This window comes from Pseudomonas sp. NPDC077649, assembly GCF_044542855.1.
GTDB lineage: Bacteria > Pseudomonadota > Gammaproteobacteria > Pseudomonadales > Pseudomonadaceae > Aquipseudomonas.
The window spans coordinates 1-15,684 of the sequence record NZ_JBITVF010000009.1; the positions used below are offsets into that span (position 1 = coordinate 1).

15 protein-coding genes and 1 pseudogene are annotated in these 15,684 nt (G+C 62.1%); 8 read left to right on the top strand and 8 right to left on the bottom strand.

Features of this window, described 5'->3' with window-relative positions; translation table 11 throughout:
• The 5 genes and pseudogenes from ACIGFL_RS21645 to ACIGFL_RS21665 all read left to right on the top strand — a co-directional run.
• Window positions 1-422, top strand: a pseudogene (locus ACIGFL_RS21645) (type IV secretion protein Rhs); the annotation flags it as partial.
• Window positions 419-994 (top strand): DUF4123 domain-containing protein, encoded by a 576-nt coding sequence (locus ACIGFL_RS21650; RefSeq protein ID WP_397498522.1) that lies wholly within the window; start codon window positions 419-421, stop codon window positions 992-994. The pseudogene ACIGFL_RS21645 and the gene ACIGFL_RS21650, both read left to right, overlap by 4 nt.
• Window positions 991-3,672 (top strand): toxin VasX, encoded by a 2,682-nt coding sequence (locus ACIGFL_RS21655; protein WP_397498523.1) that lies wholly within the window; start codon window positions 991-993, stop codon window positions 3,670-3,672. Before ACIGFL_RS21650 ends, ACIGFL_RS21655 begins: the two co-directional genes overlap by 4 nt.
• On the top strand, window positions 3,663-4,616 hold the full coding sequence (locus ACIGFL_RS21660) for a hypothetical protein (RefSeq protein WP_397498524.1): 954 nt from the start codon (window positions 3,663-3,665) through the stop codon (window positions 4,614-4,616). Before ACIGFL_RS21655 ends, ACIGFL_RS21660 begins: the two co-directional genes overlap by 10 nt.
• 54 nt (window positions 4,617-4,670) lie before the next feature.
• Complete coding sequence (locus ACIGFL_RS21665; RefSeq protein ID WP_397498525.1) at window positions 4,671-5,120, top strand: hypothetical protein; 450 nt, start codon at window positions 4,671-4,673, stop codon at window positions 5,118-5,120.
• Window positions 5,121-5,192: 72 nt separating this feature from the next.
• Here the strand turns inward: ACIGFL_RS21665 and ACIGFL_RS21670 are convergent, their stop codons facing one another.
• Window positions 5,193-5,597, bottom strand: coding sequence for a type II toxin-antitoxin system HicB family antitoxin (locus tag ACIGFL_RS21670; RefSeq protein WP_397498526.1), 405 nt, complete (start codon window positions 5,595-5,597; stop codon window positions 5,193-5,195).
• Window positions 5,598-5,742: 145 nt separating this feature from the next.
• Between ACIGFL_RS21670 and ACIGFL_RS21675 the strand changes: the two genes are divergently transcribed.
• Window positions 5,743-6,126 (top strand): helix-turn-helix transcriptional regulator, encoded by a 384-nt coding sequence (locus tag ACIGFL_RS21675; protein WP_397498527.1) that lies wholly within the window; start codon window positions 5,743-5,745, stop codon window positions 6,124-6,126.
• A 14-nt stretch (window positions 6,127-6,140) separates the two neighbouring features.
• On the opposite strand, the gene ACIGFL_RS21680 is transcribed toward ACIGFL_RS21675, so the two are convergent.
• The 6 genes from ACIGFL_RS21680 to ACIGFL_RS21705 form a co-directional block, all read right to left on the bottom strand.
• Window positions 6,141-6,665 carry a helix-turn-helix transcriptional regulator gene (locus ACIGFL_RS21680; RefSeq protein ID WP_397498528.1) on the bottom strand — a complete coding sequence of 175 codons (525 nt, stop codon included), beginning with the start codon at window positions 6,663-6,665 and terminating at the stop codon, window positions 6,141-6,143.
• 4 nt (window positions 6,666-6,669) lie between these two features.
• Entirely contained in the window at window positions 6,670-6,945 is a 276-nt protein-coding gene (locus ACIGFL_RS21685) for a hypothetical protein (protein ID WP_397498529.1), read from the bottom strand.
• A gap of 60 nt (window positions 6,946-7,005) precedes the next feature.
• Complete coding sequence (locus ACIGFL_RS21690; protein ID WP_397498530.1) at window positions 7,006-8,262, bottom strand: tyrosine-type recombinase/integrase; 1,257 nt, start codon at window positions 8,260-8,262, stop codon at window positions 7,006-7,008.
• A gap of 301 nt (window positions 8,263-8,563) precedes the next feature.
• On the bottom strand, window positions 8,564-10,141 hold the full coding sequence (guaA, locus tag ACIGFL_RS21695) for a glutamine-hydrolyzing GMP synthase (protein WP_122108817.1): 1,578 nt from the start codon (window positions 10,139-10,141) through the stop codon (window positions 8,564-8,566).
• 75 nt (window positions 10,142-10,216) lie between these two features.
• The gene (guaB, locus tag ACIGFL_RS21700; RefSeq protein WP_021444550.1) at window positions 10,217-11,686 is read right to left on the bottom strand and encodes an IMP dehydrogenase; all 1,470 of its coding nucleotides are present in this window, start codon (window positions 11,684-11,686) and stop codon (window positions 10,217-10,219) included.
• Between the two features lie 150 nt (window positions 11,687-11,836).
• Window positions 11,837-12,388: a sugar ABC transporter ATPase gene (locus ACIGFL_RS21705; RefSeq protein WP_122108818.1), complete on the bottom strand. Its 552-nt coding sequence runs from the start codon at window positions 12,386-12,388 to the stop codon at window positions 11,837-11,839.
• Window positions 12,389-12,483: 95 nt separating this feature from the next.
• Between ACIGFL_RS21705 and xseA the strand changes: the two genes are divergently transcribed.
• Both xseA and ACIGFL_RS21715 read left to right on the top strand, forming a co-directional pair.
• Window positions 12,484-13,863: an exodeoxyribonuclease VII large subunit gene (gene xseA / locus ACIGFL_RS21710; protein ID WP_122108819.1), complete on the top strand. Its 1,380-nt coding sequence runs from the start codon at window positions 12,484-12,486 to the stop codon at window positions 13,861-13,863.
• Window positions 13,864-13,916: 53 nt separating this feature from the next.
• Entirely contained in the window at window positions 13,917-14,738 is an 822-nt protein-coding gene (locus tag ACIGFL_RS21715) for a peptidoglycan DD-metalloendopeptidase family protein (RefSeq protein WP_397498531.1), read from the top strand.
• 226 nt (window positions 14,739-14,964) lie between these two features.
• On the opposite strand, the gene ACIGFL_RS21720 is transcribed toward ACIGFL_RS21715, so the two are convergent.
• A complete protein-coding gene (locus ACIGFL_RS21720; protein ID WP_397498532.1) occupies window positions 14,965-15,363 on the bottom strand; it encodes a DUF6491 family protein in 399 nt (132 codons plus the stop codon).
• Window positions 15,364-15,684 lie beyond the last annotated feature (321 nt).

Sequence of the window (15,684 nt, forward strand, 5' to 3'; positions counted from 1 at the left end):
CCGACCGCAAGACCGAGATCAAGGCCAACGACCACCTCACCGTCGGCGACAGCCAGCACATCAAGCTGGGCAACGGCCAGTTCATCCAGGCCGGCCAGGAAATCCACCTCTCCAGCGGCCTCAAGGTCGTACTCGAAGCCGGCAGCGAACTCACCCTCAAGGGCGGCGGCAGCTTTATCAAACTCGACGGCGGCGGCATCACCCTGGTCGGCCCGGTGATCAAGATCAACTCCGGTGGGGCGCAGGGCAGTGGTTCGGGAGCGGCGCCGATACTGCCGGGGGCGGCGAAGCCGGCTGATGCGGATGTGCCGGGAATTCCACTGGAAGCCCTGGTAAAACAAAACATGCTGTTCCGCAGCACCCGAGCTGGCGTATGTGAAGTGTGCGAAGCCGCTAAGGCATCAAAGGGAGATAAGGCATGAGCGCTCCAATGCCCGATGGGGGCGGTGCCATTCTGCTCGACGGAGCTCGTTACGAGAGTGCGACGGCGTGGCTTTATCAGTGCTTCCCTAGCCATCAACCAAGACCGTTATTGCTCGGTACGGCCTATGAGCCCATAGCGGACGCTGGCCCGATTTTGCTGGATGCTCCGGTTGGCAGCATGGCCTATGACGCCTGGAGACACGGAACCGAAATCAAGGATGGTCTCTGGCTGGAAAGCGATGCTTCGATGGACGATCTGCAGCGCATACTGCAGCGCCGCCTGCGCATCTTCACCCCAGAACATCGCGAACTCTGGCTACGCCTGGGTGACGCCCGACCTCTGTATCAGGCATGGCAGCGCGAAGGGCAATGGCCGGTGGGATTCTGGCACCGAATCTCACGCATCTGGCTTCATCACGAAGGCACAATCTTCTGTGCCTGGCAAAACGAACAGCCCGAGAAAGACGGCGCGCCAGCCGAACTAGATCTCGCCGCGCAAATGACGCTCGACTGGCGACTGCTGGAAGCACTTGCCGAACAGGACGACACGGCACAGGAGGCTCTTCTATGACTGCTCAAACTCCCGCCCCATCCAGCTTGACGGTTGCTGGATGCCCCCTGCTCAGTGCTGTACTCCCGCTACGCTATGCGCTCGGCCCGACCCTGACAGTGGATACCAGCGCCTATGGCTTGCCAGCTGTACAGGGAGACTTTCCTGCAATAGGCGATTACTTCGAGCCACTCAAGGGCCGTCCGCTGAACTACACCGCCCGCCTGTTACGCGATGGCTGGCTGTACGTCTGGCAGAGCGGCCTAAAACAATTGATCGAATACCGTGTCAGCGCGGCTGACTTTACCCAAACAGCTCGCGGCGGCAAAGTCATCGACGGACGTAGCCTGCCCTATTTACTCCTTCCCGCAGGAACACCGGCCATGCTGGCGTGGTCGCCTCGCCAGTGGAGCGATAGCCAGTTCAACTCAGCCAAGGGAAAAGAGGATGTACGTCAGCGCGTAATGCGCACCATCACTCCCGGAGCAGCACCATTCAGCGGCCAAGCTCGCACGATCCACGAACGTATCGGCGACTACATGGACGCCAACTGGTATGGCTGGAGTTGCGAGCCCTCTACCAGTCACCGCCCGGCATGGCCAAAGCTGCTCGACGACATGCAGCGCTGCGAGCAACAAGCCTATGCCTTGATCGACGACCCGTGGGGCGTATTGCTGGATCTGGCCAAGCTGCTTCGCGCTCGTCAGCAGGCGTTCAAAGTCACCCGGGAAGTGCACGGCGAAGATTGGGCCATGGCAGGCGTGCTCAGATCTCTGGCAGAAGGCGACCCGCAAATCGGCGGCCAACTGCGCAGCATCACCAATTTCCGCCAGCTACAAACTACCTGGCAGCAGCAAACGCAGGAGGAGGAAGAATACAGCGCCGATGTGCGCCGCCTCAGCGAGCTTTGGTCAGCCTGGCTAAATACCCTAGCACAGCGCGGCCCTGCCAGCCTGGATACTGCCTGTGGCCACTTCGACATTACCCAGCCCGATCCACGTGCAGAGCTGGAACTCCACTTCGCTGCAGCCTGCCTTGGCCCTGCAACAACCGGTCCCGGAGCCAAGGCCATAGCGAATGCCCTGACACTCCAGCAGCAAGAGGGCAAACCCTGGCTGATTTGGGCGTTACTGGGTTTGGGCAAACGCCTCGGTGTCGGCGAAATCAATTCCCTGGTAGGACTGGCTGACGGCGCAAGAGACAACGGTGCAAGCGCGCTGAACGAAGCACACAAACTGGCGCAATTGCTGAACCAGGCAGCCGATAAACTGGGCCGGCATATTCTGGGTTCGCCATTGGAAGCCCTGTTTACAGCGCTCGCTCCCATCGTCGGCCTGGGCCTGCAGAAAGCCGACGACGGCTCCAAGGTCGCCGGGCGCCTCTACCTCGCCGCAGCTTTGGCGCGAAGCCAGCAGCGCCTGGCTATCGAGGCCGTCAGTCAGCGGCAACTCGGCGAATGGATGAGCGACCTGATGGGCACACGCCCTAATCTGCCAGCCCGTCTAAAACCCACACAGCTCAGTGTTGCGGTCAGCGAGGCACTGCCGTTCTTCCGCCTGCTACCGGCCAAGGACTTGCCGCCCCTGCCTACATCCATGGCGGCGGATGTCGACCTCAAGAGGATGCTCGATCTCGGCAAAGGAACGCTAGAAAAAGCACCTATCAAGTGCCTGGTAGCGCTGATGGCAGGGGTGAATTTTATATGGGGCGGGTTACAGCTAACTGAAAAGCAGTCGGGAAAAAACTGGCTGAGTTTTGCGGGAGGATTTTTTGGAGTTTCTAGCGCAATAGCAGCGACCTTGCAAAAAGTTTCTGAAGTCGACTGGGAAGCAGCAGTCAAGCTCAATGGGGCCACGCACATCGCTTCGCAGAAAGCGTTGGCTGATGCACTGGGGGTAGGCGCTAAAGCATCGATCCTACAATCGGTGACCTCGGGCTTCGACGTATTGGTCTACGGCATCGAGGCGCTGGAGGCCTACAAAGCCGGCGACTTAGATACCACAGCCATCAATGCCGGATTGACCCTGGCCTCTGCCGCCAACCTGCGTCTTTACGTGCAGAGCTTCCGGGCTATACGTGCCGCCCGTGCTGCGGTCATCGCTGGAGAGGCTGCCGTCATAGGCCGCGGCGTCAGCGTGGCGCCACACCTGGCCGCCCGCGCTCTGGGGTGGACCATCCTGATCGTCGGCGGAGTGATTGCCCGCCAATATACCCAGGACACACCTCTTGAAACCTGGGTCAAACGTACCCGATTCGGCACCCGGCCTGCCGACTGGTCGAACAGTTACGAAAAGTCGATGACCGAGTTTTACAAGGTAGTATTCCCCATCAGTTTCGAGGCATACCGTCTCAATGAATTGAATCCATATCGTGGCATGCAAACCATCACCTACGTCTTGCTAAGACTGCCAGGCAAAAGCGCACTGACTGATGACATGATCCATTTCAAAGGGCACGAAACCTGGGGCAGCTTCTTCGGCTTGGGCGGCACCCGCAAGGCCGTGGAATGGACCGGAAAGGATTTCGATCATCATGGCGGCACACGGGTCAAACCCGAACCTGGCGTGGCCGTCTACCGTCGCGTTTATCATGAAGAGAATGGTGACAAGCTCGATGCCATACGTGGCGAACTGAGCTATTCGCCCGTCGAGGGAATCATCCTCCCTGCCATAGAAATCAAGGAACTTGCATGGCTGTAAGCGAGCTGATCCAACAAGCCCGTACTCGCTTCGGGCAGTCCCCCAGCGTGCTCTTGCGCGCCGACGAGCCCACTGGAGAAAAGCCGTGGGAAATGTTCGTTTCCGATGAACATACCGAGCATTATCTGGCCATCAAGACCGGCGGGGATTCCGACAGAGGAATGCTGACTGGAGCTCTGGGAGTTGGTGGGGTAATGGTGCTTCTCATGTGCTCCATCCTCATCCTGAGCGGAAATACAGATGGCATTTTGACAGGAGTAATCTTAGCAGCCGCTCTGTTCGTTATTCCGTTCCTGTGGGAAACCCGCCGTCCACTCCCCTTGCCGATACTCTTCAACCGCCGCACCCGAGAAGTCTATTTCGATCACAACGGCAAGCTGTACCACAGCCCCTGGGACGGTATACAGGCGCTGGCAGGCGAGTTCGTTATGGTTGGTCCACATACCGGAGGTATGCGAAATGCCTCACTGGAAATCCTCGTACGCCGCCTCGGCGAGCCCGATAACGCCTTGCTGGTAAGCCTTGGTCTACCGATGGGCAAAACCCTGCAAATGCAGAAAGGCCTTTGGGAATGGCTACGCGCCTATATGGACAATGGTCCCTGGTTTGATGAGAACGGCCAGCGCAGCGACTCTGACGCATACGTAAAGGAAATGCTTTCTGCCCATACCAAACCCACAGGATTTCTTGCCTTCCGGCGGCAAAAGATTGCTGACAAAAAAGCAGCCAACGAGGGCAAGAACTACTTGGAGTGGACTGATGCGGTTCTCTATCTGGGGCACCTGTTTTTCTACCCGATGAACTGGCTGCAGGAGTTCACCCATAACATTGCCAAACGTCGTTCCCGTAATCGCTGGCCACAGATCGTCACTGAGCGCCTACAGCCAAACGGCCCGACCACGCGCCTTATCGACCTGGAACGTGAGCGTGGGCTGAGCGTATAGCATCGTCAGCCCGCTTGTAACCGTACATACACTCAAAGAAGTCAAGGAAAGACCATGCAACAAGCCACCTGGAACCATGCCCAATACCTCAGCGTACTCTCCTGGACAATGCTGAGTGCTGCCATTACAAGCGCACAGCTATTTCTTGTATTTTTCCCTTTTGGCAATCTTGATGAGTACGTGCTTGGTTGGCCTCTCGGACTATCGCTGACCGTAAACGTCATTCTTGTTATTGCGTCTACATTGGGCCGACGCGACCAATATGTTCGCGTCTCATTGACGGATAACGGAATCCAATACGATGACGAATCCGAGTCCTACCGCCGCAAAGAACTGCTCCGAGCCAGTGAAATCAAGAAAATCCGTGTTCGAAGAAATCCATTCTTCAAGTCACTGACTATTGACATGAAGGAAAACAACCAACGTTTCTTTTTGAGTAACGTTTCTATAACAGACGATTTTCTGGCTGGCGTACAAGCGTTAATTAACAAGGGAACAAGCTGAGGCTCATCAGGGCGATTCACCGCATAACGAAAAAGGGCGTCAGTTGGCGCCCTTGTCGTTTCTCTTGTCTGCTTATGCCACCGACAGTTCCCGCAGTGCCGCAGTGGCCAAAAAGCCAGAGCGGGAGGCATAGCGATGGTCTTTCTTCACCATCTCGTCAATCCGCTGCAGCAGATTTTCCGGCAGGGTGGCGTTGAAGCGAACAGCTTTCCCCAGATACGGGGTCACATCGAAATCGACTACAGCCCACACACCGCCGGCATAGTCGGGATTCCCCATATGCGCGTCTACTTCATGCGCACGCGGGAGCGGATCACCATCAGCCACCAAGCCTTCAAAGTGAAGGGCTAGGGCTTCCTGTGTGTTTTCCAGAGCCTCCGAGACAGTGGCGCCTGCCGAGAAACAGCCCGGCACGTCGGGCACAGTCACCCCATAGTCCGAATCAGCGTCTTTGTGCAGTACGATTGGAAATTTCATTGCTTCTACCTCTAACGATTCATCTGGTACTTCGGAGCAGGAGCTTCAACACAGCCTGGGCCGGAAGCAGCCCTGCACCAGACTACGCCACAGCAAGTTGCTGCGATAAATACCGGCATCCACCATCTCCCCATGGAGCGTAATCATGGAGATAGAGATGGATACTTCTTTGCGTAAAACCAAGGTTCTCGATACCGACTCTGATCAGTCCCTCCCATTGCCGGGCACGGAAGCCTACGAGTCGCTTCCGCAGTACCCGAAGGGCAGCCCCCTTCCCTTCCGGCGCACAATCCGCAAGCATGAGCTTAGACAGATCGTCCCCCTGGCTGAATCAACGATCTACGAAATGGAACGTCGTGGCGAGTTCCCCAGGCGCTTCAACCTGACACCACGTTGCGTGGTCTGGGATCTGGCCGAGGTGGAGGCCTGGATCGAGGAGCGCAAGCAGGCACCGCGGGTCAATATCAGCAAGCCGGATGTTTACCTCAGGAAAACCCGCCCTGTCCGGGCGGGCTCAAACCAGGCATGAAGTCGGTGCCGTCCTCATCCGACAAGGGCTTGCAGTTCCTTGGAGGCGGGGCGCGTTAGCCGCCGTTCTTCCTTGGCTAGATTGACCTGCAGGGCCACCTGAGCCACGTCCAAGACACCGCCAGGCAGCAAATAGCTGCCTTTGGCCTGCAGCCAAGTCAGCACGTCCGCCAGGTGCCAGATCGAAGCACTGCCCTCATGCACCGGCGCAGGGAAGCTGCTCGGATAAGCCAACATCAACTTGCGCATGTTCTGGCGCGACACACCAACGATCTCCGCCACATCGGTGAGTCCGACTAGGTCCGGTGCCACCTCAATCAGTCTGGCCGACGGTACGGCACTGCGCACGTCGGCAAGGGCACTGCGTACAGCCACCTCAGCGTTCTCCGCTTCACGGGTGAACTCCAGCGCCAGCCGGCCTGGCTGGCCAATGCCGATCAAGGCATCGTCACAGCCGGCCTCGCCGAGGCGCTCGACCAATACCTCCGGGTCACGGTCATCGTCGGCCAGTTGGTATTTCAGTGTGAAGATGTATTCCATAGCGCTACTCCTCTGCGCCCTCAGCGGTCTGCCGCTGCTTACGGTACGTGGTGCAGTTGTCGACGACGCGCCGAAGGGCACGCGCATGGTTGCCTGGGTTCTTCGGTGTGCTCCACACGCTGGTGATGCAGAATTCGCCACAGCGACACTCTTCATCGTTGTAGGGACAGTAGATTCGTCCCCAAGCGTGGCTACCACCCAGCTCTATGCGCCAGCCCTGCTCTTCGGCATGCCTGAGTGCTTCTTCGACCTCTTTCTTCGAGTGAGAAGGACGGGTCATCAGTGATCTCCAGTATTCGCATGACTGGCAAGGTTGTCAACTGACAACCTTGCACTTTCCTTAAACCGTGGCACTCAACACCGGCACTACAACGCTGTCCGGCAGTAGTTGGGGAACATGAGTGCGGCCATCGATCCAGGCGTCGATCATGTCCGCCCACTCCTGCAGCATGTGCCGGCGCTGCTCCGCGTACTCGGCTTTGTTGTAGACCGAGCGCGAGGAGCGACCATCTTCGTGAGCCAGGCATTTCTCGATCCAGTCGCCGTTGAAGCCCACTTCATTGAGCAGCGTGGAACCGGTCCTGCGCAGGTCGTGGACGGTGAACGGCTCCAACGGCAGGCCTGCTTCCTTCGCACGGGAGGCAATGAGCTGGGTGATGCGGTTCAGGGTGGCGTGCGACATGCAGCGGTAGATGTCATAGCGCGAGGGCAACACATACCGGGAACCAGCCGCACAGGTGTGCAGGGCCACGAAGATGTCCATGGCCTGGCGCGACAGGTAGACAACGTGCGGGTTACGCCCCTTCATCCGCTCCTTGGAGATCGTCCAGGTGGCGTTCTTGAAGTCAACCTCGTCCCAAGTCGCCTCGATCAGCTCGCCCTTGCGTACCAAGGTCAGCAGCACCAGCCGCAAGGCCAGCTTGATCGTGGGATACGCGGCGATGGACTCCAGTTGATGGAAGGCCAGCCGAATTTCGGTCGGGCTCAGTGCCCGATCCTTCGGTACGAAAGTGGCGATGGAAGATGCCTTAACGTCGTCGGCCGGGTTCTCGACCTTCTCGCCATGCAGGATCGCGAACGCATAGACCTGTTTCACGATGTCGCGAATATGGACCGCAGTTGCCGGTGCCCCGCGAGCCTTCACCTTGGCACACAGGGCTCGCAGATCATCTGGGGTGATTTCGGTCAGCAGCCGATTTTCGAAGACCGGCAGGATGTCGCGGTCGATGATGCTTTTACGCATCGCACGCGTGCTGTCGGCCATGCGCGCACCGACCAACCACTTCGTCAGCGTTTCACCGAAATTCTTGGCAGCGTTCAGGCGCCGCTTAGCGCGCTGCTTCTCCAGGGAGGGAGACTTGCCCAGGGCGACCATGCGCTTGGCATCGAGCAGCTTCTCGCGAGCCATGGCCAGGGAAATGCCAGTTGGCCCATAGCGCCCGATGGTCAGCGTTTCTCGGCGTCCATTGAGACGGTAGTCGTAGCGAAAGGTGACGGTACCGGTAGGCGATACCGTCACGTACATACCATCGCGGTCGGAAGCCTTGTACAGCTTGGACTTGGGCTTGAGATTGCGCAGTTTGGTATCAGTAAGCATCGAGGTTTTTACTCCTGTTCATGACGGCTTTTACCGTCAAGGGTCAGGAGACCTGTTGATGCCGGGAAAGCCGCACGGGGCAAGCTTTCCCAAGGAGCGATTTACCGTCAAAGACCGGTTTTGACCAGATAGTAAACAGAACGGTCTCAATCCGACCGCTGTTTACTACCGTCCCCGCTACCGCCAATCCGTTCTGCTAATCGGCGATAGGCCTCGATAACCATTGCAACGAATTTTCTTTTAAATCAACACGTTGCAATTGGCTATCGATACGTCTCAATGAGCCCGGAAGGACCCTACATCACTCCCACTCGATGGTGGCAGGCGGCTTGCTCGACACGTCGTAGGTGACGCGGGAGATGCCTTCGATTTCGTTGATGATGCGGCCGCTGACGGTTTCCAGCAGTTCGTAGGGCAGGTGCGCCCAGCGCGCGGTCATGAAGTCCACGGTTTCCACGGCGCGCAGGGCGACGACCCAGGCGTAGCGGCGACCGTCGCCGACCACGCCGACCGATTTCACCGGCTGGAACACCACGAAGGCCTGGCTGGTCTTGTGGTACCAGTCGGCCTTGCGCAGCTCTTCGATGAAGATATGGTCGGCGCGGCGCAGCAGGTCGGCGTATTCCTTCTTCACTTCGCCGAGGATGCGCACGCCCAGGCCCGGGCCCGGGAAGGGGTGGCGGTAGACCATGTCGTAGGGCAGGCCCAGTTCCAGGCCGATCTTGCGCACCTCGTCCTTGAACAGTTCGCGCAGCGGCTCGACCAGCTTGAGGTTCATTTCCTCCGGCAGGCCGCCGACGTTGTGGTGGCTCTTGATCACGTGGGCCTTGCCGCTCTTGGCGCCAGCCGACTCGATCACGTCCGGGTAGATGGTGCCCTGGGCGAGGAACTGGATGTTGGGAAGCTTGCTGGCCTCGGCATCGAACACATCGATAAAGGTGCGGCCGATGATCTTGCGCTTCTTCTCCGGGTCGGCCTCGCCGGCCAGGTTGTTGAGGAACTGCTCTTCGGCGTTGGCGCGGATCACCTTGACGCCCATGTTCTCGGCGAACATGGCCATCACCTGCTCGCCTTCGTGCAGGCGCAGCAGGCCGTTGTCGACGAACACGCAGGTCAGCTGGTCGCCGATGGCCTTGTGCAGCAAGGCGGCGACCACCGAGGAGTCGACGCCGCCGGACAGGCCGAGCAGCACGTTGGCGTCGCCGACCTGGGCGCGCACCGCGGCGATCGCGTCGTCGACGATGTTGGCCGGGGTCCACAGGGCCTCGCAGCCGCTGATCTCCAGGACGAAGCGCGAGAGGATGCGGCCGCCCTGCTTGGTGTGGGTCACTTCCGGGTGGAACTGCACGCCGTAGTAGTGGCGGGCGTCGTCGCTCATGGCGGCGATCGGGCAGCTCGGGGTGCTGGCGAGGATATGGAAGCCCTCGGGCATGCGGGTGACCTTGTCGCCGTGGCTCATCCACACGTCGAGGCCGAGCACGCCGTCGGCGTCGACATGGTCCTCGATGCCTTCGAGCAGCTGGCTCTTGCCGACCACGTCGACGCGGGCGTAGCCGAACTCGCGCAGGTCGGAACCTTCCACCTTGCCGCCGAGCTGCTCGGCCATGGTCTGCATGCCGTAGCAGATGCCCAGCAACGGCACGCCGAGGTCGAACACGGCTTGCGGCGCGCGCGGGCTACCCTCCTCGTGCACCGACTCCGGGCCGCCGGCGAGGATGATGCCGCGCGGGGCGAAGGCGCGGATGTCCTCGTCGCTCATGTCCCAGGGGTGCAGTTCGCAATAGACGCCGATCTCGCGCACGCGGCGGGCGATCAGTTGGGTGTACTGGGAACCGAAGTCCAGAATCAGGATGCGGTGGGCGTGAATGTCGTGGGCCATGGCCGTCTCTCGTAGGTATTCACAAATGACACGGGGCTGATCGAACAGCCCCGTTATTCATAGCATTGCGGCGAATCAACCGACCCGATAGTTCGGGGCTTCCTTGGTGATCTGCACGTCGTGCACGTGCGACTCGGCCATGCCGGCGCCGGTGATGCGCACGAACTCCGGCTTGGTGCGCATCTCTTCGATGGTGGCGCAGCCGGTGTAGCCCATGGAGGCGCGCAGGCCGCCCATCAGCTGATGGACGATGGCGGCCATGGCGCCCTTGTACGGCACGCGGCCTTCGATACCTTCCGGCACCAGTTTCTCGGCACCGGCCGAGGAGTCCTGGAAGTAGCGATCCGAGGAGCCCTGCGCCTGCGCCATGGCGCCCAGCGAGCCCATGCCGCGGTAGGCCTTGTAGGAACGGCCCTGGAACAGTTCGACTTCGCCCGGGGCTTCTTCGGTGCCGGCCAGCATGGAGCCGATCATCACCGCGGAAGCGCCGGCGACTATGGCCTTGGACAGGTCGCCGGAGAAGCGGATGCCGCCGTCGGCGATCAGCGGTACGCCGCTACCGGCCAGGGCGGCGGCGACGTTGGCCACGGCGCTGATCTGCGGCACGCCGACGCCGGCGACGATACGGGTGGTGCAGATCGAGCCCGGACCGATGCCGACCTTGACGCCGTCGGCGCCGGCTTCGACCAGGGCCTTGGCGGCATCGCCGGTGGCGATATTGCCGCCGATCACCTGGACTTCCGGGAAGGTCTGCTTGACCCAGCGCACGCGGTCGATCACGCCCTTGGAGTGGCCGTGGGCGGTGTCGACGATGATCACGTCGACGCCGGCGTTGACCAGCGCGGCGACGCGGTCGCCGGTATCGGCGCCGGTGCCGACGGCAGCGCCGACGCGCAGGCGACCCTGGTCGTCCTTGCTCGCCAGCGGGTAGGCCTTGGCCTTCTCGATGTCCTTGACGGTCATCATGCCCTTGAGGGTGAAGGCGTCGTCGACGATCAGCACCTTCTCGATGCGGTGCTTGTGCAGCAGCTCGCGCACAGTTTCCTTGGCGGCGCCTTCCTTGACGGTGACCAGACGCTCTTTCGGCGTCATCACCTCGCGCACCAGGGCGTCCAGGCGGTTCTCGAAGCGCACGTCGCGGGAGGTGACGATGCCCACCAGGTCACCGTTGGAGAGCACCGGCACACCGGAGATGTTGTTCTGCCGGGTCAGCTCGAACAGGTCGCGCACGGTGGCGTCGGCCTCGATGGTGATCGGGTCCTTGACCACGCCGGCCTCGAACTTCTTGACCTTGCGCACCTCGGCAGCCTGCTGCTCGATGGTCATGTTCTTGTGGATGATGCCGATGCCGCCTTCCTGGGCCATGGCGATGGCCAGGCGCGCCTCGGTGACGGTGTCCATGGCGGCGGACAGCAGCGGGATATTCAGTTCGATGCCGCGGGTCAGGCGGGTCTTCAGGCTGACGTCCTTGGGCAACACCTCGGAATAACCGGGGATGAGCAGGACGTCGTCGAAAGTGAGTGCTTCTTGGCTGATGCGCAGCATGGCGGGCTCCCGGGCGGGAAAATAAGAAGCGCGGCATTATACCCAGCCACCCCCGCCCGCTCAATGCAAAGTGTGGCAGGTGCGGCCAGAAAACGGCCGACCGGTCAGTGGGCAGACGCCCTGCCCTATCCGACCTCGGCCAATCCGCCCTCAGCAGTCGACCCGCACCAGGCGCACGGCGAAGCCGATGCGCTCGGCCAGTTCGTCGAGAAAGTCCTGGCGAAAGCCGGCATCCGCCCAGTTGTTGAACACCAGGCCCAGGTCGGAGAAGCCGCAGGGCTGCAGGAACAGGAAGCCGTTGATATCGTCCTCAAAGCCGCATTCGGGGCAGGCGAAGTTGTCGGTCTCCCCCGGCCACCAGCGTTCCAGGCTGTCGAACAGCGGCGGGCCGATCTCCTGGCGGCACTCGGGGCAGCCGGCTTCTTCGCGAAAGCCCTGGGTCGGGGTGTAGATGCAGCGCTTGGTCACCAGCTCCAGGCCGTTGATCGGCCGGCCGAACGGCAGCCGCTCCGGGCGCTCGACCACCCGCCGCGCACCCGCGGCGATGGCGAAGGCCATGCGATTGCCGCTGCGCCCGCAGGTGCTGACATGCGTCTGGACGATCTCGCGCTGCGCCAGCCAGCGCAGCAGGCGCGCGGCCAACGCCTCGTTGCCCGGCAGGCTGGAGATCTGCGGCACGATGATGGCCTGGTTCTCGCCCATGGCGTGCTCCATACGAAGAAAAGTCGCGCAGCTTAGCGGTAGTGGTGTAGCGGTCAACTATGGCCGCGACGCCAAAGCCTTTATCATGCTGCCCCATGATCAACGATCCCTTTGCCCGCCTGAACCTCGACCGCGAGGTGCTCAGCGTCAGCCAACTGAACAACCGCGCCCGCCTGCTGCTGGAAGACGTGTTCGCCAGCATCTGGGTCGAGGGAGAAATCTCCAACCTGGCGCGGCCGGCCTCTGGGCATATCTACTTCACCCTCAAAGATAGCCAGGCCCAGGTGCGCTGCGCGCTGTTCCGGCAGAACGCCGCGCGGGTGCGCCAGGCGCTGCGCGATGGTCTGGCGGTGAAGGTACGCGGCAAGGTCTCGCTGTTCGAGGGCCGCGGCGACTACCAGCTGATTCTCGATGCGGTCGAGCCGGCCGGCGACGGCGCCCTGCGCCTGGCCTTCGAAGCGCTCAAGGACAAGCTGTCCGCCGAAGGGCTGTTTGCCACCGAGCGCAAGCTCGCCCTGCCCGCCCATCCCAAGCGCATCGGCATCGTCACCTCGCCCACCGGCGCGGTGATCCGCGACATTATCAGCGTGTTCCGCCGCCGCGCGCCGCAGGTGGCGCTGACCCTGATTCCCACCGCGGTGCAGGGCCGTGAGGCCACCGCGCAGATCGTCCGCGCCCTGCAGCTGGCCGACGCGCAGGGCTTCGACGCACTGATCCTGGCCCGCGGCGGCGGCTCGCTGGAGGACCTGTGGTGCTTCAACGAGGAAGCCGTGGCCCGCGCCGTGGCCGCCTGCGTGACGCCCATCGTCAGCGCCGTGGGCCACGAGACCGACGTGTCCATCGCCGACTTCGTCGCCGACGTGCGCGCGCCGACGCCGTCGGCCGCCGCCGAGCTGCTGGCCCCCGACAGCAGCGAGCTGGTGCAGCGTCTGCACAACCTGCAGCGCCGCCTGGTGCTGCAGATGCAGGGGCGCCTGGCCCGCGAACGGCTGCGCCTGGAGGGCGTGAGCCGGCGTCTGCGTCATCCCGGCGAGCGTCTGCGCCAGCAGGCCCAGCGCCTGGACGATCTGGATATGCGCCTGCGCCGCGCCTTCAACCAACAGCTCATCAACCAGCGCGAACGCCTGGCGCGCCTCGACGCCCGTCTCGCCGCCCAGCACCCGGGGCGCAACCTGGCCCTGCTGCGCCAGCGCCTGGATGGCCTGGCCGCGCGCCTGCCGCGCGCCATGCAGGGCCAGTTGCGCAGCCAGCGCCAGCAACTGGGCGCGCTGGCTGCGCAACTGCAGATCGTCAGCCCGCTGGCCACCCTCGGCCGCGGCTACAGCATCCTCCTCGACGAACGCGGCCAGGCCGTGCGCCGTGCCGCCCAGACCCGCCCGGGGCAACGCCTCAAGGCCCGCCTGGGCGAGGGCGAACTGGATGTGCGGGTCGAAGACAACCATATTCAACCGGCGACGCTGTCGCTGCTCGATTGACCTTTTGCCGGGTGGGTAAGCGACGCGCGCCGATCCACCCCAGGGATAGCCGCATGCGCCTGATCGCGTTCCTTCTGTTCACCGCCTTCGCACTGCCCGCTCAGGCCGAAGGCTTTATCACCCGCCTGCTGAACAAGCCGGTGCCCGGCGGCGTCGCCGTGCTCGATCTCGGCGACGCCGCCAGCGCGCCAAAGGTGCGCTACCAGGACAAGCCGGTGCTGACCATCCGCGAGGACGGCCAGCGCTGGATCGCCATAGTCGGCATCCCGCTGACGGTCAAACCCGGCGCCCAGCAGCTGGCAGTCGATGGCCGGCCACACAGCTTCCTGGTCGGCGCCAAGCACTATCGCGAACAGCGCATCAACATCAAGAACCAACAGCAGGTCAGCCCCAACGCCGAGAATCTCAAACGCATCGAGCGCGAACTGGCCGAGCAGACCCGCGCCTACCAGCGCTTCAGCGCGCGCCAGCCGAGCAACCTGCTGTTCGACCGGCCGGTCAACGGCCCGTTGTCCAGCCCCTTCGGCCTGCGCCGCTTCTTCAACGGCGAGGAGCGCAACCCGCACTCGGGCCTGGATTTCGCCGCCAATCGCGGCACGTCGATCAAGGCGCCGGCGGCCGGCGAGGTGATCCTGATCGGCGACTACTTCTTCAACGGCAAGACGGTGTTCCTCGACCACGGCCAGGGTCTGATCAGCATGTTCTGCCACCTGTCGGAGATCGACGTGAAGCTCGGCGAGGAGATCGCCCGCGGCGGCCATATCGGCAAGGTCGGCGCCACCGGCCGCGCCACCGGGCCGCACCTGCACTGGAACGTCAGCCTCAACGACGCACGGGTCGACCCGGCTATCTTTATCGGCGCCTTCACCCCCTGATCGGCGCGAGCAGGCCGTTGAAAAACGTAGGCGAGGCAGGCAAGACAAGGCAAAAACGGCCGAAACGCAGCGTAGCGCAGTAACAGCCGTAGGCTGGCCCCGAAGGGGTGAGCGCAGCGAATCAAAAGCGGAGTTTACGAGCTGTAAATAAGCATTTTGACTGGGCTCGCACGCGAGGCCGTTTTTAACGCTGGATTGCCAACGCAGGTAGTTTTTCAACAGCCTGCTAATGCCGGGCGATCCGCTCCAGGGCATGAATCTCGTCGATCAGGCAGGGCTCGGCAAAGCCGCCCTGGTCATGCACCAGGATGTGATCCAGCGGAGTCAGCATGCCGAGGGTGGTGCGGTAGCTGAGCAGGCTGGAGAAGTTCAGGTTGTTGCAGGGCCGGGTGAAACTCACCAGGTAGGCCCGCCCCGGGCCGCGGCCGAACAGCAGGTGCTGCTTGTCCAGGTACTGCCAGCCGTCGAGGTCATGGCGCAACACGCTGCGCAGCGACTCGCCCTGGCGATAGCCGAGCTGCTGCAGGCGCTCGTCCAGCGGCAGCGCTTCCGGCGCCGGCCGCTGCGCACAGGCGCCGAGCGCCAGGGCAAGGGACAAGGCGATGAGTACGCTGAATCTGGCCATGACATGCCTCCTCCCGGCCGAGCCGCCGGATTCTCGCGGGGCCGTCGCGTTCGGCGCAACCAAGCCCCGGGCCAGTTACCAGACTACGCCTGATGGGGCCGCCGCGCAGCCTCGGCCTGCCGGACATCGCGCCAGGCAATACCTCACGCGATAACGCCAGATACCGGCAATAAAATCTCGCCATCCAATGCCGTACGCAACGAAACGGCGTTTTTCACAGCCAGCTTGCCATCTTTACCCTCGCGCATTAGGGTTGGCCTCATGAACGACGCCCATACCCTCATTCTCCAGCGACAGCACGCCTGCCTGCGTCTGGTCAGC